Annotated in this window: 19 protein-coding genes; 6 read left to right on the forward strand and 13 right to left on the reverse strand. The window is 43.1% G+C overall.

Annotation, left to right across the window (positions count from 1 at the left end; translation table 11 throughout):
• The first annotated feature begins 141 nt into the window (after positions 1 to 141).
• Entirely contained in the window at positions 142 to 1,833 is a 1,692-nt protein-coding gene (locus tag CHH58_RS14950; protein WP_095228666.1) for an NAD-dependent malic enzyme, read from the forward strand.
• A gap of 106 nt (positions 1,834 to 1,939) precedes the next feature.
• The gene (locus CHH58_RS14955; RefSeq protein WP_095228674.1) at positions 1,940 to 2,905 is read left to right on the forward strand and encodes an AEC family transporter; all 966 of its coding nucleotides are present in this window, start codon (positions 1,940 to 1,942) and stop codon (positions 2,903 to 2,905) included.
• 40 nt (positions 2,906 to 2,945) lie between these two features.
• Here the strand turns inward: CHH58_RS14955 and CHH58_RS18490 are convergent, their stop codons facing one another.
• The 6 genes from CHH58_RS18490 to CHH58_RS14980 form a co-directional block, all read right to left on the reverse strand.
• Positions 2,946 to 3,092, reverse strand: a complete 147-nt coding sequence (locus CHH58_RS18490; RefSeq protein ID WP_170937651.1) for a hypothetical protein — start codon at positions 3,090 to 3,092, stop codon at positions 2,946 to 2,948.
• Positions 3,093 to 3,246: 154 nt separating this feature from the next.
• Positions 3,247 to 3,846 (reverse strand): nitroreductase family protein, encoded by a 600-nt coding sequence (locus CHH58_RS14960; protein WP_095228664.1) that lies wholly within the window; start codon positions 3,844 to 3,846, stop codon positions 3,247 to 3,249.
• A 161-nt stretch (positions 3,847 to 4,007) separates the two neighbouring features.
• A complete protein-coding gene (locus CHH58_RS14965; RefSeq protein WP_095233468.1) occupies positions 4,008 to 5,570 on the reverse strand; it encodes an AbgT family transporter in 1,563 nt (520 codons plus the stop codon).
• Positions 5,571 to 5,592: 22 nt separating this feature from the next.
• Positions 5,593 to 7,032 carry a M20 family metallopeptidase gene (locus CHH58_RS14970; RefSeq protein WP_095228660.1) on the reverse strand — a complete coding sequence of 480 codons (1,440 nt, stop codon included), beginning with the start codon at positions 7,030 to 7,032 and terminating at the stop codon, positions 5,593 to 5,595.
• A gap of 218 nt (positions 7,033 to 7,250) precedes the next feature.
• Positions 7,251 to 8,966, reverse strand: a complete 1,716-nt coding sequence (locus tag CHH58_RS14975) for an ABC transporter ATP-binding protein (protein ID WP_095228658.1) — start codon at positions 8,964 to 8,966, stop codon at positions 7,251 to 7,253.
• Between the two features lie 139 nt (positions 8,967 to 9,105).
• A complete protein-coding gene (locus tag CHH58_RS14980; RefSeq protein ID WP_249275153.1) occupies positions 9,106 to 9,990 on the reverse strand; it encodes a Cof-type HAD-IIB family hydrolase in 885 nt (294 codons plus the stop codon).
• A gap of 188 nt (positions 9,991 to 10,178) precedes the next feature.
• On the opposite strand from CHH58_RS14980, the gene CHH58_RS14985 reads away from it, so the two are divergent.
• Positions 10,179 to 11,525, forward strand: a complete 1,347-nt coding sequence (locus CHH58_RS14985; protein WP_095228654.1) for a sugar porter family MFS transporter — start codon at positions 10,179 to 10,181, stop codon at positions 11,523 to 11,525.
• A 30-nt stretch (positions 11,526 to 11,555) separates the two neighbouring features.
• On the opposite strand, the gene CHH58_RS14990 is transcribed toward CHH58_RS14985, so the two are convergent.
• The 3 genes from CHH58_RS14990 to CHH58_RS15000 all read right to left on the reverse strand — a co-directional run bounded on the left by CHH58_RS14990 (position 11,556) and on the right by CHH58_RS15000 (position 14,275).
• Positions 11,556 to 12,260: an ABC transporter permease gene (locus tag CHH58_RS14990; RefSeq protein WP_095228652.1), complete on the reverse strand. Its 705-nt coding sequence runs from the start codon at positions 12,258 to 12,260 to the stop codon at positions 11,556 to 11,558.
• Positions 12,257 to 13,102, reverse strand: coding sequence for an ABC transporter ATP-binding protein (locus CHH58_RS14995; RefSeq protein WP_095228650.1), 846 nt, complete (start codon positions 13,100 to 13,102; stop codon positions 12,257 to 12,259). Before CHH58_RS14995 ends, CHH58_RS14990 begins: the two co-directional genes overlap by 4 nt.
• A gap of 156 nt (positions 13,103 to 13,258) precedes the next feature.
• Positions 13,259 to 14,275: a LytTR family transcriptional regulator DNA-binding domain-containing protein gene (locus tag CHH58_RS15000; protein WP_095262748.1), complete on the reverse strand. Its 1,017-nt coding sequence runs from the start codon at positions 14,273 to 14,275 to the stop codon at positions 13,259 to 13,261.
• Between the two features lie 79 nt (positions 14,276 to 14,354).
• Here CHH58_RS15000 and CHH58_RS15005 point away from each other — a divergent pair, with 79 nt between their 5' ends.
• Genes CHH58_RS15005 through CHH58_RS15015 form a run of 3 tightly spaced genes read left to right on the forward strand, consistent with a single transcriptional unit; the run spans position 14,355 to position 16,347 of the window.
• Positions 14,355 to 14,804: a YueI family protein gene (locus CHH58_RS15005; RefSeq protein WP_095228646.1), complete on the forward strand. Its 450-nt coding sequence runs from the start codon at positions 14,355 to 14,357 to the stop codon at positions 14,802 to 14,804.
• 59 nt (positions 14,805 to 14,863) lie between these two features.
• Positions 14,864 to 15,484, forward strand: a complete 621-nt coding sequence (locus CHH58_RS15010; RefSeq protein WP_095228644.1) for a flavin reductase family protein — start codon at positions 14,864 to 14,866, stop codon at positions 15,482 to 15,484.
• Between the two features lie 20 nt (positions 15,485 to 15,504).
• The gene (locus tag CHH58_RS15015; RefSeq protein WP_095228642.1) at positions 15,505 to 16,347 is read left to right on the forward strand and encodes an SDR family oxidoreductase; all 843 of its coding nucleotides are present in this window, start codon (positions 15,505 to 15,507) and stop codon (positions 16,345 to 16,347) included.
• Here CHH58_RS15015 and CHH58_RS15020 read toward each other — a convergent pair whose 3' ends face one another.
• The 4 genes from CHH58_RS15020 to CHH58_RS15035 form a co-directional block, all read right to left on the reverse strand.
• Positions 16,348 to 16,890, reverse strand: coding sequence for a transcription repressor NadR (locus CHH58_RS15020; protein ID WP_095262749.1), 543 nt, complete (start codon positions 16,888 to 16,890; stop codon positions 16,348 to 16,350).
• A gap of 71 nt (positions 16,891 to 16,961) precedes the next feature.
• The gene (locus CHH58_RS15025; protein WP_095228638.1) at positions 16,962 to 17,834 is read right to left on the reverse strand and encodes a glycosyltransferase family 8 protein; all 873 of its coding nucleotides are present in this window, start codon (positions 17,832 to 17,834) and stop codon (positions 16,962 to 16,964) included.
• Positions 17,835 to 18,013: 179 nt separating this feature from the next.
• A complete protein-coding gene (locus CHH58_RS15030; RefSeq protein WP_095228672.1) occupies positions 18,014 to 18,574 on the reverse strand; it encodes a shikimate kinase in 561 nt (186 codons plus the stop codon).
• A gap of 96 nt (positions 18,575 to 18,670) precedes the next feature.
• On the reverse strand, positions 18,671 to 19,642 hold the full coding sequence (locus CHH58_RS15035; protein ID WP_095233462.1) for an aldo/keto reductase: 972 nt from the start codon (positions 19,640 to 19,642) through the stop codon (positions 18,671 to 18,673).
• Between the last annotated feature and the right edge of the window lie 105 nt (positions 19,643 to 19,747).

Genomic DNA, 19,747 nt, shown 5'->3' on the forward strand with positions numbered 1-19,747 from the left:
TATGTGAAATATCACACAAACTCAGTAAAAGCAATAGTTATTTTAAATACTTTGTTAAAATTGATTAACAATTGATTAGTGATAGAATTGGTTGTGGCAGTTACAAAAGGTAAGTAATTATTCGAAAAGGTGGAATCAGATATGAACACATATCGTAATAATGAAGATGGATCTATGTCCACTTCTCTAAGAGGTAAAAACTTAATTTCAAATCCTTTTCTTAATAAAGGTGTCGCTTTTACAAAAGAAGAAAGAGCAGAGCTCGGTCTTGAAGGGGTATTACCAGCGACCGTTTTAACATTAGATGAGCAAGTGAAGCGTGCTTACGAGCAGTTCAATGCACAGCCTAACAACTTGTTGAAAAACAACACGTTGAACCAGCTTTACAACCGTAACGTCGTTCTTTACTATCGTCTATTGACTGATCATCTTAGCGAAATGCTTCCGGTCGTTTATACTCCAACTGTAGGACAAGCAATCCAGGAATACAGCCATGAGTACCAACGCCCAGGCGGTGTTTATCTTGATATCAACAATCCGGACAACATCGAACAAGCTTACGAAAATACATTACTTAACACAGATGAAATCGACTTGATCGTAGTAACTGACTCTGAGAGCATTCTTGGAATTGGTGACTGGGGTGTTGGCGGTCTAAATATTGCTATTGGTAAATTGGCTGTTTACACAGCTGCGGCTGGTATCGACCCTAACCGTGTACTTCCAGTAGTAATCGATGCTGGTACAGATAACGAAGCATTGCTTAACGATCCACTTTACGTCGGTAACCGTCATAAACGTGTACGTGGCGAGAAATACGATCAATTCATCGATGCATTCATCAGCAAAACAGTAGAGAAGTTCCCTAACGTACTTCTTCACTGGGAAGATTTTGGTAACCGTAACGCACGTAACATCATTGATAAGTATGGCGACAAGATCCTTACTTTTAACGATGATATCCAAGGTACTGGTGCCATCACACTTGCAGCTGTTATGAGTGCTTCCAAAGTTACTGGTACACCAATCTCAGAACAGCGTGTAGTTGTCTTCGGACCTGGTTCTGCAGGTATCGGTAACGCAGACCAAATCGCGGCTACTATGGTACTTGACGGTATCTCTAAAGAAGACGCATTGAAAAACTTCTGGGCAATCGACCAACGCGGTCTTTTGACTGATGACATGGATGGCATTGCTGAATTCCAAAAACCTTACCTTCGTTCTGCTGATGAAGTGAAAGACTGGAACAAAGAAGATGGCATCATCGGTCTTGCTGAAGTTATCCGCCAAGTGAAACCGACTATCTTAATCGGTACATCTGGCCAAGCTGGTGCTTTCAGTGCAGAAATCATCAAAGAGATGGCGAAACACGTAGAGCACCCAGTTATCATGCCTATGTCCAACCCAACACCACTTGCTGAAGCAATTCCAAAAGACTTGCTTGAGTGGACAGATGGTAAAGCACTAATCGCAACAGGCAGCCCGTTCGACCCTGTTGAATACAAAGGAACAACTTACCACATTGGTCAAGCAAATAACGCATTCGCGTTCCCAGGTCTTGGACTTGGATCCATCGCTGTTAAAGCGAACTTGATCACAGCTTCTATGTTTGCAGCAGCAGCTAATGCAATTGCAGACATGGTTAACAGCAACACACAAGGTGGCTCTTTGCTTCCAGCAATCGATGAGCTTCAACCAGTTTCTAACGCTGTAGCTGAAGCAGTTGCAAAAGCTGCAATCGAAGATGGCGTATCTGATGCAAAACCTGAAGAAATCAAAGACCTTCTAGCTAAATCTGTTTGGAAACCAGAATACAAATCCATCAGAGGCTAAGCCTTTAAAGAATTTCTAATGGTGCAGGTGACTCCTTCCAAAAGGAGGCACCTGTATTAATTTTGACAACATGAGCATTATAACTACTGTAGGGAGTGGAAAGAACATGAGTTTTGGTGAAATTTTCATCATACTAGTCCCGATTTTCTTCGTTATCCTTCTTGGATTCATCGCTGGGAATCGCGGCATTTTCAACAAAGAAACATCTAAAGGGATTAATACACTTGTAACAAAAATCGCACTACCAGCACACTTATTCGTTGGGATTACAACAACTTCCCGCGAAACGATCTTTGATAAAGCATCGTTCCTTGGAGCTTTGCTAATTGGTGTTATCGGCTTTTTCATTGTTTTACTTCTTATTACAAAATGGACTACTAAATATGACTTCGTTACTTCAACGATGTTCTCACTAAATTCAACACAGCCTACTTTTGCCTTTATGGGTATTCCTGTTATGGGAAGTATCTTCGGTGCAGAAGCAATTGCAATTCCAATTGCCCTTATGGGTATTATCGTAAATGCTGTACTTGATCCACTATCTACTATCCTTGGTACTGTTGGATCACGTAATAAAGATACAGGATCTGATGAAAACAAAGAGAGTCTTTTCAAAGTAACAATGAAATCTATCGGTCATGGTCTTACTGAACCACTTGCATGCGTACCAATCATTGGTCTGATTCTTGTGCTTGTCTTTAACTTCCACCTTCCGGAACTAGGCGAGAAATCACTTGACCAAATTGGTGATGTTGTTTCTGGTGTTGCACTATTCGCAGTCGGTGTTACAATCGGTATCAACAAAATCAAACTTAGCTTCTCTGCATTTTCAATTGCCATTCTAAAAGCAGTTGTTCAGCCGCTTGTTATGGTCGGTATTGCACTTGCACTTGGCTTGGGACATAATGATTTCGTTCAAGCAGTATTGCTTGTCTCCTTCCCAGGTTCTGCAGTTGCAACTATGATTGCAATTCGCTTCAAGAGCTTGGAAACAGAGGTTGCATCTGCCTTCGTAATCAGTGCAATCCTGTCAATCATCACGTTGCCATTCTTGATAACGGCATTAATGTAAAAACAAAAGGAGTATCCCTCATCCAGGGATACTCCTTTTTTTATTTAACAGCAGGAAGGTCATCTGATTTCGACAATTCATCTCGCAAGTAATCCATGTATCGCTCCAAGGTAGTCAGAATCTCATCTCGTTCATCATCTGACAGGTCGCCGGCATGCTGCAACTTCTTATATGGATATGCACTCACTTTACTTCCTTCCTTTCGTATTAATGATGTTGGTAGCTAGTATATACCCCGGCTTTCAATAGAGGAAACGTATGTAATATAACTGTAACAGAATTTTCAAATAATTATATCTGAAAAAAGGTGCTATTGTCCATACGGGCAATAGCACCTTTTCTTATTTAATGATTTTAACGCGCTCTTCAAGTGGCTGGAATTCTTTATCACCAGCAGGCATCGCAGGTTTACCGAAAGGCATCTGACCGCGAAGCTTCCAGTTGGAAGGGATATCCCATTCTTTTTGGATTGCCTCATCCACTAATGGGTTGTAGTGCTGCAGGCTCGCACCAAGACCTTCCATTTCCAATGCTGTCCAGACTACAAGCTGATGCATACCAGAAGTTTGCTCAGACCAGATCGGGAAGTTATCCGCATAAAGCGCGAATTGCTCTTGAAGACCTTTTACAACTGTTTCATCTTCAAAGAATAGGACCGTACCATATCCATTACGGAAAGATGCGATTTTTTCTTCTGTCGGCGCAAAGTTATCCGCCGGAACAACTGCACGAAGCTGATCTTCTGTAATATCCCAAAAACGGTCATGCTTGTCTCCAAGAAGCACGATTACACGTGTGCTTTGAGAGTTGAATGCGGATGGTGTGTATTTTACTGCAAACTCCACAATTTCCTGAATACGTTCATCAGAAATCGGAGATTCTTTTGCTAGTGCATAAATGGATCTTCTGTTTTCTAAAGCTTTGAAAAAATCTTGAGTCATTATAAATCCCTCCAAAAATTGTAGTACCGTTTGATAGCATTCCCTAATAAGCAACCACCTATTAGTTACTTATAATTATTGGGTTACTTTCAGTAATTAATGTATCGTATCCCAAAGAATACGTCAATAAAAAAGGACGCGCATTTGCGCGCCCCCATTTCTTATAAGCGAATATCGACACCTGGACCAACCTGCAGACCAAGCAAACTCCAAACAACAAACATAACAATCCAAGCAACCAATATTAAGACGGCAAATGGAAGCATCAGCGACATAAGTGTCCCAAGACCAGATCGTTTATCATATCGTTTCATAAATCCGAGCAGCATAACGACATATGGATTCATTGGAGACAGAATATTAAACGCAGAATCCCCGATACGGAATGCTACCTGCGTATAAGCCGGATCGTAACCTAACTGGTAAAACATTGGAAGGAATACCGGTGCTAGCAGTGCCCAAAGCGCTGAACCGCTTGTGATGAACAAGTTGACGATGGAAGAGATGACAGTAAAACCTACCATCGCCCCTACACCTGTCATATTCATGTTTTCTAAAGCTAAACTGCCGTTCACCGAAATAATTGTACTAATATTAGTCCATTCAAAATATGCGATGAACTGCGCCGCAGCAAAGACCAGCACGATAAATCCTGACATTTCCTTCATCGCTATACCCATTTTTTCTGGAATGTCAGAGATTTTTTTGAGTGTGCCAGCAGTAAAACCATACGCAACCGCTAGGATGATGAAAAGGAATAGTATTAGTGGAACTATATTACTCATAAATGGAGATTGAATGATCCCTCCATCTTCTCCGCGTAAAATACCATTAGAAGGTACAATAAGCAAGGACACAAGAATCAAATAAACTCCGGCCGCTATTAACGCATTACGAACTCCGCGTTTTTGTTCTGGTCGCAGCTTCTCTATCTGAGCAGTCAGGATGCTCTTATCTGCAAATTCAGGATTGAATTCACCAAGTCGCGGTTCAATCAGTTTCTTGGAAATAATAGAAACTACAAAGACAAGCATGATAGTGGAAGCACTCATGAAGTACCAGTTATCAAGCGGTGAAACTGCACGTGCATCCGGAAACTGCCCTTGGATGACTTGTGTCGAGATACCTGACAGCAAGACGTCTGTTCCAGCAATTAAGACATTAGCCGTGAATCCAGCTGATACCGCCACAAAGGCTGTGAGAAGCCCAGCTATTGGATGCTTACCGATAGAATAATATATCATGGCAGCAAGCGGCGGTATGATTACCATTGAAGCATCCGAAGCCAAGTTTCCTAGCAATCCGACGAAAATGATCATATAAGTAACCAAATTCTTAGGAATGTTCATTACCATCCCGCGCATGACTACTTCAAAGAATCCAACATGCTGTGCGAGACCAATACCGAACATCATGACCAGCACAAGACCAAGCGGAGCAAATCCCGTGAAGTTGTCCAGCATGGAGGATAAAGCGAAAGTCAACCCTTCTGCTGATATCATGTTGTTTACTTCCACAACCTCATTTTCAGGTGTGGTGACAGATACGCCAAGCATACTCATAATCCAGGAAACAATGGCAATGAAGATTGCCAAGTAAATGAAAAGCATAAATGGATCAGGCAGCTTGTTCCCAGCCCGTTCTATTGCAGAGAGGAATCGAAGGGCCTTCCCCTCTTCTTTTTTAGGCTTCTGCGAGCCGCCATTCTGTGTTTGATTTTCCATCTCTTTACCCCCGATCTGTTAGTTAGGCTAATATGGTTGGCTTGACGCCATCCGGAATAGGACTTGTATATCCATCTGGACCTAGACGCTTTTTCAGTTCATGTTTCGCAGCTTCCAGTTGTTCAGGTTTATCAAATAGTGTAAGTGCAGTAGCAGCCATTACTTCACTTGCATACAGCATCCCCTTTTGAGCTAGAGGCGTTTTACCCTGTGATACTACCTGCCATGTATGCAGTGGGGTACCAATTGCAAAGCAAGCTGCATGGAATTGGATAGTAGGTGTGATTCTGCTCACATCTCCTACATCTGTAGAACCGTATTGGAAGTTCTCTGTATCATGGTACGGAATTGGTGTTGTAAGAATTGGTGACGTCTCCATCTCCTCTTCCCACAGTGCGGCATCCTTTCCAATCAACTGGAGAATGGTTCGCTTATCGGAAGAGATATCTTCTTTGCTCAGCGTCGTTTGGATACCTCTTGCAAAATCAAGTTCTTCTGCTGAATACTCAGGTACTTGCACACGCTCCACCTGCTCCTGCATAACTTGTTCGAGGATTGTGTTACGAATGAATCCGGAACAAGCCTTATCAAACGTTATCTCCAGCTCCGTTTCCGTCATTAGCGCTGCTCCTTTGGCAATCTTTACAACACGCTGGTAGATGCTCTCAACCTGCTCGGTTTCCGGGGCCCTAACTAGGTAGAGCACTTCCGCTTCCGGCTGCACAACGTTCGGAGAAACACCACCGGCATTCGTAATCGCATAATGCAGACGCGCATCTTGCACAACATGCTCCCGCAGGAAATTAGTTCCGATATTCATCAGTTCAACAGCATCCAGCGCACTGCGCCCTAAATGCGGTCCGCCTGCTGCGTGTGCACTTTTACCCTTGAATTTGAAATACACTTGGTAGTTGGCCAGCGTCTCGGCTCTTTGCACCCCGCTGTGCGTAAATGGATGCCATGTAATAGCCGCATCTGCGTCATCAAAAACGCCTTCTTTAGCCATGAAGGTTTTACCTGATCCACCTTCTTCTCCTGGGCAGCCGTAGTAACGAACAGTACCGCTCAATCCATTTTCCTGCATATATTCTTTTACCGCCAACGCAGCTCCCAACGCACTTGTGCCGAGCAGATTATGCCCGCAGCCGTGACCTGCTCCTCCTGAGACAATCGCTTGTTGTTCGATTACACCTGCTTCCTGACTCAAATCAGATAGCGCATCGAATTCTCCCAAAAAAGAGATGACTGGTTTGCCTGAACCAAAGTTTGCTACGAACGCGGTTTCGATACCTGCAATGCCACGCTGGACGTCAAACCCTTCCTCTTCCAGTACATCTGCAAGAAGTGCTGCAGACCGTTTCTCTTGAAAACGCAGTTCCGCGAACTCCCAAATCCGTTCACTTACCGTGCATAGTTTTTCCGCTTTATTTCTTATAAGACTATCAATCGAAATAGTGCTCATTAGCATTTCCTCCTATGTACGCAAAAGTCATGTAAGCTTTCCTACCCTGTGATGTTACCTAAAGACAAACAAATCTGCAATAGATTATCGTCAAAAAAATCTAATAATTCTAATTTCATTGTAAAATATTCTAACATACACAAATAGAAAACGCTTTCATTTCTTACAAAAAAAAAGGAAGTCCTTCTCCCTTATGGAAGAAAACTTCCTGTGTTGAATCAATGAGCGAACTGTGCATCATAAAGACGGCGATAAGCACCTTCTTTTTCCAAAAGTTCACTATGTTTTCCTTCTTCTGTAATACCTTGTTTGGTAACCATAATGATCTTATCTGCATGTTTGATTGTAGCCAGACGATGTGCAATTACTAATGTCGTACGCCCTGCCGACAACTCATCTAGTGCTTCCTGTATCTTAACTTCAGTTTCTGTATCCAATGCGGATGTCGCTTCATCCAGTATGAGAATTGGCGGATTCTTCAGGAATACACGTGCTATTGATATACGCTGTTTTTGACCACCGGAAATCATCACGCCACGTTCCCCAATGACAGTATCCAATCCTTTCGGCAATTCTGCAAGAAAATCAGTCAGCTGCGCTCTTCTGGCTGCTTCTTCTATCTCTGCATCCGTTGCACCAAGTTTCCCATATGCGATATTTTCCCTGATAGTGCCGCCAAATAAATAAACATCCTGCTGCACAATTCCAATTTGACTTCGTAATGATGCCAATGTCATCTCATCAGTTAGAATACCATCTATGGTGATTTCTCCTGCATTCCGCTCATAAAAGCGCGGGAGCAGACTGCATATCGTAGATTTACCAGCTCCCGAGGGACCAACAAAAGCAACCGTCTCCCCTGCATTTATGGAGAAACTGATATCTTTTAGAATCGAACTGCCCTCTTTATAACCGAACGAGACGTTATCATATCGGATATTCCCTGTGAGACCATTAATCTGCTTGGAATTTGGCGCATCCTTTATATCCGGATCAAGCCGCATGATGTCCATGTAGCGTTGGAATCCTGCAATTCCTTTCGGATAAAGCTCGATGATTGCGCCGATTTTCTGAATCGGCTGGAAAAATACATTTGTCAGGAGAATAAAAGCTACCAGATCTCCGTAAGACATTCTTCCTTGGATAATGAACCACGCTCCGGCAATTAACTGGAATACAGCTATGAATCGCATCAACATATACGTGACAGACAAATTCAAAGCCATGATCTTATAAGACAATAATTTTGTTAGACGGTAACGTTCATTGTTGACCTTGAATCGCGCTTCTTCATGCGCTTCGTTCGTAAAAGCCTGAACAACGCGGATACCGCCAACAGTATTTTCAATTCGAGAACTGAAATCTGCTGTATCTTCGTTCATCCTTCTGGAGGCTTCCGTCATTTTCTTGTTACAATAAAGAACAATCCAGAACAGAATTGGAACGACGAGCATTGTCATCAGTGCAAGCGGCCAATTGATGAAGAACATGATTGTCAGCGCTCCAGCAATGGTCATAAGAGCGATGAACAGATCTTCCGGACCGTGGTGAGCCATCTCTCCGATCATGAACAAATCGTTCGTCAACCGGGATATCAAATTCCCTACCTTTGTATTATCAAAGAAACGAAAGCTCAGCTTCTGAATATGCTCAAATAGCTGTTTACGCATATCCCGCTCGATATTGATCCCAAGCTTATGCCCCCAATAGGTGACTATGTATTGTGTGACTGTACTCAAGCCATAGACAATAAACAACAAAATACACGCCGTCACAATCCAGCTCCAGTTTTCCGTCGGAAGCAATTGGTCGACCATCATATTAACGCCAATTGGGAAAGCTAACTCCAATATAGCTACAAAAACAGCACTGCCGAAGTCCAGCATGAACAGCCGTTTATACGGCTTATAAAAAGCGAAAAACTCTCTTAACAAGACCCACACTTCTTTCTTTGAGAATGATTATCACTCTATTCTACATGTAACAAGCAGCTTACGCACCCCTTTATTGGATAATTCTAAACAAATTAGCAGGGAACGTAAAAACCCGATGCAGTACTGCATCGGGTTTTCCTTACACGCCCTCTTCGACTCGGCGCAGTTCTTCTTGCTCTCCAGCAATCAGCTTATCAATAAAATATGCTACGCCCAGTTCATCATTTGTTTTTGTTACATGCGTAGCAATTTCCATTAACTCCGTCATTGCATTCTTCATCGCAACGCCGTTACCAGCAACCTCAAACATACTAATATCATTCGGGCTGTCTCCAACTGCGTAGATATCTTCCTTCTGAATTCCATATTTTTCAGCAAGCATCGTTACTGCATAGCCTTTACCAGATTTCTCGGGCAAGATCTCAAGAATATGCTCCCCAGAAGAAGTAACCGCGATCTTCGTATTCTGGATGATAGCTTTATACACCTTAGCTAGATTCTGCAGATCGAAACTAAAAACAAGAATTTTGAATATCGTATTTTCATCGGTGAAAATATGGTCGATATTCGGTACGAAACGAATACCGGATTGTTTGAATTGAGACATGGCACCAATCCAAAGCTTCTCCAGACTTTCATCCGGGTTGGCAGATATTACTTTGTCCAATTCCGCCTGTAGCTTTTCTTCCCCATTATAAGGAGAAAGCAGCTCTGTTTCTGTATACACTTCAAAGTAGATATCCCGTTCAATGAGGAACGTCGCTATCTCCTTTGCTAGCTCTTTTTCAAATGTGATTGTATTAAGTAATTTATATCCAACATCATGAATCGTACCGCCGTTAGAAGCGATGATAGGGATATCCAAATCATCTCCAACAAGGGACTTCACATCGAATGTTGCACGTCCAGTACTAATTGAAACAAGCATATCCGCATCAATAGCACGCTTGATAGCTTCTTTATTTTCTTCGGGGATTTGACTTTCAGTATTCAGTAATGTTCCATCCAGGTCTATTGCTATCATTTTTTTAGCCAAGCAAAATCCTCCTAATAACATTTTTAGGTAGTCAATTCTGGTACTATTAAATTATAATGGTTTATTGTGGGACTTTTCAATCGAGAGCAGATGGAAAGGTTTCATCTTATACCGAAAGAGGAAAAGGCTTACATAATTATAACATAGTTATCGCACAACTTAGGAGGTAGCAATATATGCAGAAAAAGCAATCCAATGGCTTATTGTATTTTTTTGGTGCACTTGGCGGCTTGCTGTATGGATATGATACTGGAGTCATCTCCGGTGCACTACTATACATCGATGAAGATCTTGGACTAAATTCCTTCACGGAAGGGCTCGTCGTAAGCTCACTATTAGTAGGGGCTATCATCAGCGCTGCCATCACTGGCCGTGTTACAGATAAAATCGGACGTAAAAAAACGATAATAGTAGCCGGTATCTTATTCCTTATAGGTGCATTGTCTGCTGGACTTGCTGCCAATGTAACAATGATGGTTGTTGCTCGTGTCATTCTTGGTTTAGCAGTTGGATGTTCCACGACAATCGTACCACTTTATTTATCAGAGCTTGCTCCAAAAGAAAAGCGCGGCTCTCTCGCTTCATTAAACCAACTATTAATTACAATTGGTATTTTGTCTTCATACCTTGTTAACTATGCTCTGTCAGATACAGGCGCATGGCGCTGGATGCTTGGACTGGCTGTTATCCCAGCAATCATCTTAATCGTCGGTATGTTCTTCATGCCGGAAAGCCCACGCTGGCTCCTAACGGCAGGAAAAGAAGATCAAGCACGCACTATTCTAAAACGTGTACGAGGAGAAAATGCTTCAATTGATGAAGAAGTCTCCGAAGTTAAGAAAGCAGAAAAAGAAGATGAAGGCGGCATGAAAGAGCTGTTTTCCAGTTGGGTACGGCCTGCATTAATTGCTGGAATAGGTATTGCTTTCTTCCAACAGTTCATCGGAATCAACACCATTATTTATTACACGCCAATCACATTGGAGAACGCTGGATTCGCAGACTCCGCTGCCATTCTTGGTACTGTCGGTATCGGCGCAGTCAATGTATTGATGACAATCATCGCCATCCGTTTTGTAGATAAAATCAACCGTAAAACATTGCTAATGGCAGGTAACATCGGAATGGTTATCAGCTTGGTAGTTCTATCTACCGTTAACTTGCTGGCACCTGATTCTACAGCTGCAACATGGGCGATCATCATTTGCCTTGGTACTTTCATCGTCTCGTTCTCGACAACTTGGGGACCAGTTGTTTGGATTATGCTTCCAGAGCTATTCCCGACAGCAGTTCGAGGAATCGGAACAGGTGTAGCTACATTTGCTCTGCATGGCGCTAACTTGATTGTGTCCTTGCTATTTCCGATCTTGCTCAATGCGATCGGTATCAGCTACCTATTCTATATTTTCGCCGCCATCGGCATCCTTGCCCTTCTATTCGTCAAGTTCTTTACGACTGAGACACGCGGGAAGAGCTTGGAACAAATCGAACAAGATCTGCGCAAACGCAGCAGTGTAGGATAAATGAAAAGCCGCCCGTTATGGGCGGCTTTCTTATTTGGATAGACTTTTCTTTTTGAAGGTAATAAAGGTTACAACTAAAGCAGCTACCGTCCATCCAACAAGCCAGATGATGTCTTCTCGATAAGCGGAGAACGCCTCGCCGTTAATTGCTGCCAAACACGCTTCCATCATGAAGCTTCCTGGCGTATAGCCTAAAACGTCCCCTACTATACCCTCCGAAAAATACATTTGAATCATCGGACCAAATCCTATTACGAAGCTTAATGGCAATAAATACACAGTAGTTTGAACCAAGTTTTCACTAAGCAAACCGACTAAAGTACCCAAAGCAACAAAAAGAATAAGCGCGACTAGCAGGATGACAGAGAGCATGATAGGATTTTCCACATTAACGTCAATAATCAGCATGGATACAACTAGTACAATAACCGTTAAGATAACAGAAATGATGCTTTTACCGACCATTATATCAGCAGAACTAGCAGGTGAAAGCAATAAGACCTGCAGCGTGTTTTTTTCCTTTTCTTCTGCCAGCAGCAACGCCTGCACATACATTGTGACAAATGTAACCGCCATAATGAAGACAAAGGACGCCGCAAAGTCCAGTTCACCATCCATTCGACTATAAAGAATTGCCAAGAATATAGGTACAATTACAACAGATAAAACCTGAACATTCGATTTTGCATCATGGTATTCTTTCACAAGCATTGCGGATATTCGTGCAGCATTCATGCTAATTTCCTCCCTGTCACTTCAATAAATATATCTCCTAGTGTCGGCTGATCGGAATGCACAGCAAGGACTTCCTCTGCCTGCATGTATTGATACAGTCGTTCTGCTCCAGTCGGATTATTCTCGATAGTTTCGTTTTGACCATTTTTCAGTTCTAGATGAATGGTATTTTTCGCATATTTGCGCTGCAATTGGTTCGGCGCATCCATTTCTCGTATTTGTCCTTCATGCAGGAACGCAACGCGATCACAAAGCTGTGCGGCTTCCTCCATATTGTGCGTGGTCAGGAAAATCGTCGTTCCTTCGCGGTTTAAATCCCGCAGAAGATCATGCATCTTTTGAACATTTCCGGGATCCAAAGCAGAAGTCGGTTCATCGAGGAAAAGCACTTCTGGTTTGTGCAGGACAGCCCGAGCAAGAAGCACACGCTGCTTCATTCCTTTTGACAGTTTTTTCACTGGTTTTTTCTTATCTTCTGCCAAGCCTACCAGCTGCAAAACTTCTTCCACTCTTCCTGCAGCAGCTTTATATAACTTCGCATAGAAATCCAGATTCTGCTGAACAGTCATCCGATCATATAACCCACTATTGTCTGTCAGAATACCTATTCTGCCTAAGTCAGCATCTTTCATTTTAGATGCCGGTTTACCTAGTATATTCACTTCTCCTGCCGTCTGAAGAAGCTGACCTGTGAGAATTTTGACTGTGGTTGTCTTTCCAGATCCGCTCGGTCCCAGGAAGCCGAAAACCTCTCCTTTTTTTACATTAAATGAGACTTGCTGTAATGCCCGCTGCTGTCCGAATACCTTGGATAAATCCTTCACTTGTAATGCGTAGTCCATGTTGTGATGCTCCTTTCCGTTCGTAACGGTTGATAATCAAAGCTTACTAATTTTTTAAGCGAAACGCTGTAAAATCAGGCTTAACGGAATTCTAAAACACTGAATGGAGCAAATAATAGGCTGAATACTGCAATATTCCAGGCTGAATGGAGCAGGCTACAGACCGAGCATACCTTTTAATTCTTCAAAACGATTTTTAGACAACGGAACCGAACTGCGTGAATGATCATCGAGAATTAAACTGAAGCTGTTTCGTGTCCAAGTTACCACTTCCTTCACCTGCTGCAAATTTACAAGATAGGAGCGATGACAGCGAAAGAAGCCAAAAGCCCTCAGCCGCTCCTCCAATTCCTGGAGCGTATATGTACATGGGTAGACCCCATCATGTAGATGAAGCTGCGCCACTCCTTCACTACTCTCGATAAAGTTAATATCAAAAGGATTGAAAAGAATGATTTTATCATCGATTTTTGCTGGGATCTTCTCCAGCTTGACCGGCTGAATAGTTTCTTCGGCAGCTGCCATTTCTTCATTCTCCTCTTCAACAGCAATCCTTTTACAGCCTTTATCCGACAAAGAATAGACATAATTGGTGAGCGCTAATGCATTTTCCAAGTCTATAGTAGTAAGAAGGATAGTTTTACCCCTCTCCTTCAACTCACCAATGATGCGGTGAATGATCAAGCTGGTTTCAAGATCAACATTCTGTTCCGGCTCTTCCATTATGAATATAGGCTGATCTTGCACTATTAGTCTGCCAATTTGCACCCGTCGCTCCTGTGAATAAGTCAGTTTGCTGATTTTTGTACTTTGACACTCTCGCAGGCCGATTTGCTGAATTACCTCTTCCACTTCAACCTTGCTGCCGTAAAGCTTCTGAAAGAAGGTCAAATACTCATTTACCTTCATCCTTGTATACGTTGCATCATCTAGATAAAAGAAGCCAATACGATCATTCACAGAATGTAGGTTTTCGATATTTTCACCAAATAGTAGTACACTACCGGTAGATGGATTTTCTTGTTTCATGATTATGTTAAGCAGCTGACTTCCAATCACTTTATTGCAGCGAATGACATAGCATTCACCAGCTTTCAGTTCAATATCGATTGGAGGCAGGAGCATCGTATTGTGAGAAGTTTTACTGAGATTTTCGAATTGCAGTGTAGCCATTATGTATTCGCCCCCTGTTTTACTTTTATTGTAAAGCTAACTCCATGAATTGGAAATACCGAATCGGAGATGAAGACCATTGAAAAAAGATATAGATGATTATTTAAACGAAGGAATATATGGAATAAAAGAAACGAAGGCAACTGAAAGGAAGGAGTACCTGGGAACATTGCGGGAAAGAACGATACTCGCATTGACTGAAGGAGAAGTCGTCCAGCAAAAAGGATTAAAACAGCTGGAGGAGGCTATGAAAAGCTACCCTGATGCATGCTTGCGATTTTCCGGAGAAGTTACGATGCGTTTCTTCAAGCCTTACAAGACACTTGCTTCATCTTACCGCATTCCATACACATCTGTTACGAATCAAGGTGCCGATGTGGATATTGCACTCGTCCTACATGTCGATTATGCGATCGATAAACCGGACATCTTCCTACCCGAAGGGAAAGAGAAAGAGAAAGCAACAGAAATAACCGAAAAATCGAAGCACTCCTTTACATCTGTGCTTAAGAATATCTTTAAACGGTAATAGAACTGTTAAGTTCATGTAAGGTTCCTATGATAGCCTGACAGAGAGGAGTAATAAACTTGTTCACATTCAATGCAACTGATCTTTCAGCAAAAACACATTACAAAATACTCACAGGGAGCATCATCCCAAGGCCAGTAGCTTTCGTCACGACCAAGTCAGCAGAATCAGAAGTAGTCAACGCTGCTCCATTCAGCTATTTTTCAATTGTAAGTGCAACGCCACCTCTAATCAGCATTTCAATCCAGCGCGCAGGAGGCAACCAAAAGGATACAGCCCGTCATGCTATCCGCTCAGGCGAGCTTGTTGTCCACATCAGCACAGAGTCAATCGTAGAGGAAATGAACAAAACCGCAGTAACGTTGCCTTCTGAAGAAAGTGAGCTTGATCACACCAGCTTGACACTCGCACCAAGCACATATGTCTCGGTTCCCGGAATTGCTGAAGCTTCCATCAGAATGGAATGCACCCTGTATGATCATATCGAGATAAAAGATGATGAAGGGGCTGTTACAGCAGACCTATTGCTCGCAAAGGTGGTTGGGTATCATCTGTCACCGGAAGTCTATGATGACAGCACCGGCTATCTGGATGCAGAAGCCATCCAGCCAATCAGCCGCTTGGCAGGTAATGATTACAGTAAGCTTGGAGAGTTATTCACACTGAAACGTCCAGAATAATTAGGAGAGTGGTGAACAATATGCAGAAAACAGTCGTAATCACCGGCGCTAATTCCGGTATGGGCTTTGCCACAGCTGTATCGTTAGCCAGAAGAGGATACGAAGTATGTATGCTTTGTCGTTCTGAAGAACGCGGCACGCAAGCACTGAAGGAAGCTAAACAGCAGAGCGGCTCGGAGAACATACATTTATACGAATGCGACTTGGCATCATTCTCTAGTATTCACGCTTGTGCAGAAGCATTGAAAGCACAACATCCCGCTATTGACGTACTCATCAACAATGCCGGCGTCGTGACAACAAAAAAACAATTCACTGCTGATGGTTTGGAGATGATGATGGGTGTGAATCATCTTGGACACTTCCTCTTGACCAATTTGCTGTTAGAACAGATCAAAGCGGCACCTCAAGGGCGTGTAGTCGTTGTATCTTCCGGTGCTTACAAAATAGGAAAAATAAATCTGGATGATCTAGGCGGATCTGAATCCTTTACACCTTGGCAGAATTACGGTCACAGCAAGCTCGCTAATCTCTTATTCACCAAAGAGCTTTCTCTGCGACTGCATCATTCCAATGCCACGGTGAATGCAGTACATCCTGGAGCGGTGAGTACGAGTCTGGGCGTGGACAGACAGACCGGATTCGGCAAAAAGATTCATCAGTTACTCCGCCCATTTTTCCAATCACCTGCTGACGGGGCAGATACTGCTCTGTATCTAGCGGAAAGCTCTGAAGTGCAGCATGTATCGGGAGGGTACTTCTATAAACGGCAAATCCAGAACGTGAAGGGACAGGCAGATGATGCCGAACTAGCCAAGCAACTCTGGGCTATCAGCGAAAGAAAAGTGGGATTGACCGTATGATCAATCCCACTCTGGTACTAAGAAGCCATAATGGCTCAACAACTCGATTGCTTCCTCCATTATCGATTCATCATTGGCTGCCAATGTATGAAGATGGATACCATCCGTCAATTCGGATAAATAACCTGCTTTGCTGTTTCCTATCCTTTCGATGAATTTTTTTACTTCCCTTCGGCTGGATACCATGATAGAAGCTGTTATCTGTCCATAAACCGGATGCTCCACCCGGACATCCTTCACTGTCACACCCAAGTCTACAAGTAATTTCAGCTCTTCCTCTGTCCGTTCAGGTGCATGCTGACAAGCTACGATCCTTTCCACTGAATAGACAGGATGCTGCTGCAGTACATATCCCTCACTAGTAGCGATGATCGGGTGCTGCTCAGCCTTCAGCAGCGTAACATCACCTACGATTACTTGCCTGCTGACATTTGCCTCCTCTGCCAGTTCACTCCCCTTAAGTGGGCCGTCTGCTGCCTGCAGCTTATTCAATAACCACTTTCTGCGCGTACTCCCCATTAACTTCTTTTTTTCTTGCCCCATCTCGAATCCGTCCTTTTCACTGTTTCCTGTATTATAGCAAATAAAAAAGACACAGCCATAATAACTGTGTCTTAGTCTGCGTACACTTCCTGTTCCTTTTTTTCAGGAAGTACTTTCCACGGTGTCTGCTGCAGGAATTCAAAATACAGCGGAGCAAATGGATGCCCAACATCTGAGTTCCATGGTTTATTCGCACCAGTGAAATGAACGATGGCAGGTGATTGGCATGCTTCCTTATAACGTTTCCGCTCTGCTAATTCTCTAGGCGTTTTCGTCTTTAGAATGATGAAGGACTGCGCATTCCATTTCGGATGAATCGGCTTCCACTTATCCCAAAGGATTGCATTCAAAGCATCCTGATCATGTAAGTAAAGGAACTCCGGATCATTATTTTCATCAATGAATTGCAGTACTCTGTTCGAGATGTTTTGTTTGCGCCAGCCTTCCATGTCAATAACCATCATACCGGAATTAAAGTACTTGCCTTCAGTGGTAATATTCATCTTCTCCAAACGCTGAAGCTGACCAGCATCCTCTACTGCCGCCATCAGGTTCCCATCCAACTCGATATCGTTCAGCTGGGCGATATCCGTCAGCACAAGTGTATCGCAGTCGATATAGATGACTCGTTCCACACTCGGATCTGTTATGACTTCCGGAATGGAGATACGATAGTAAGCTGTTTTATTAATATATCTGCTTTCTGTTGCATTCTTATAGGATTCTGTATCTATGGATAGAAAACGGATCGGGACACCGAATTGCATCGTCGTCTTCATGAGCATTCTTTTATTTGGCTTTGTAATGCCTCCGTCGATTACGTATAGCATGACTCGTCTGTTCTTATCGACATTTGTAAGCAGGGATGCCAGCATCACACCAAGGTGGTGGGCATAGTTATCATCCGCACTGGAAACAACATGGATTGTATCTTTGTGATGCAAGACGTTCATCCTCCTTTGAAATCGTACGTTTCTGTACCCTGCTTTCCCCTACAGGAAACCCTTTATAGCGAAAATAAGCAGATAGAACCAGTAATTGTTTGACAATTAGGACAATTTTTCCGGTTAAAAAGAGCTATTACAACTAGTTAATTGCAATAGCCCTTTGATCAAATGTTTAATCAGGATAGCGGCTGATGGAGTTCCCAGCCCAACTTCAATATTTCAACGATATAATCCGCAACTTCCTCAGGATTCAGATTATCGGTTGTGACCCGCGCATTATGTTCTGCATAAATCGCCTGTCGTTCGTCGAAGATCTCTTGAACCTCCTCGACCGACTTATTATGCAGTACAGGGCGGTTTTCGATCAGCAGATCCATACGTTCCTTCCAGCGGTCCCAGCTTAAATCAAGGAAGAGCACTAGACAGCTGTCGAGACATTTTTCCCGGATGGCTTCTTGTTTAAAAGCACCACCGCCGAGAGAAACGATATTACATTGTTTATTGTCACAGATATCAATAACCGTATTCCGTTCAATCTCCCGAAAATACCCTTCACCATGCTGCGCGAATATTTCTGGTATCGTCTTGTTATAACGGCTTTCAATTTCGATATCGACGTCGATGAAATCCCTGTAAAGTTTATCGGCAACCATCTTGCCGATGGTCGTTTTCCCGACACCCATGAATCCGATCAGGACGATATTCTTCGCCCGCACGGGTATATGCTGTCTGCTCATTGTCCGCACGCTGTAACTCCTCTCCTTACGTTTCGTATACTTTGCATTATGTTCTATTGTATACGATAAATCAAAAAATCGTAAGAGAGAAATAACCTACTTTACTGCGGCATCCGCAAGCTCTAGATTCAGCCACTTCACTTCTTCTTCTGTCAGATCAATATCAATTGCAGGCAGCGCTTCTTCTAATCGCTGTACATTTTTACATCCGACAATGGCACATGTCGGAAACTCTTGATGCAGTACATACGCAACAGCAATCTGATTTGCCGTCACACCTTTTCTGCTGGCAATTTCTGTTGCACGGTCAAAGCGTTCCCAGTTATCATCATTGTAATAAACACGAGCAATTTCTTCATCTGTCACACGATTCCTATCATAAGTACCGGTAAAGAAACCGCCTGCCTGAGAGGCCCAGGAAATGACCGGCATACCTGTGCGGCGATGCCAGGCGAGATAGTCATTATTCAAAGCTACTGTCTCCGCCCAGCGCACCTCGTTCAACTGCGCAAGGCTCAGGTTCGGACTATTCACGAACAGCCGGTCATACCCTTTGGCATCTGCATAGGCATTTGCCTCCTCAATGCGATCAGACTGCCAATTGGATACGCCATATACGCCGATTTTTCCGGCCTGCTGATGCTCGTTCAGCATATCCATCAGCAGCTGAACAGGTACACTTCGATCATCCCGATGTATGAGATAGATATCGATGAAATCTGTCTGCAGGTTTTCCAAGCTATCCTGCAGATCTTTTGTAATTTCAGCAGGGTCCACCCGCTTCATTTCCGGATGATGCGTGCCATCCTTATCAATGTGGTAATGACCGCCTTTGGAGATAAGAACCACATCCTCACGGTTACCACGCTCCTGCATCCACTGACCAATAAGTTTCTCGGCTTGGTATTTTGCATATTTCGGACCTGTATCAATCGTATTGCCGCCTGCCTGTAAGAAGGCATCCAGAACAGCGAATACATCATCTTTTTTGTCTTCGAAGAATTTTGTTGTTCCCAGGATTAATTGTGATAGCGGGCGCTCGATTCCTGGTATAGCTGTATATTTCATCCTGAAAAACCTCCCTTTTATTCTGAAAAGTAAGTAAGCAGTTTGCATTCCTATTCCCTTATTGATAAGAAAAGTATCCTTGCTAGTACAGAAAAAACAGAGTTC

Source organism: Terribacillus saccharophilus, from assembly GCF_002272745.1.
Classification (GTDB): Bacteria; Bacillota; Bacilli; order Bacillales; family Amphibacillaceae; genus Terribacillus; species Terribacillus saccharophilus_B.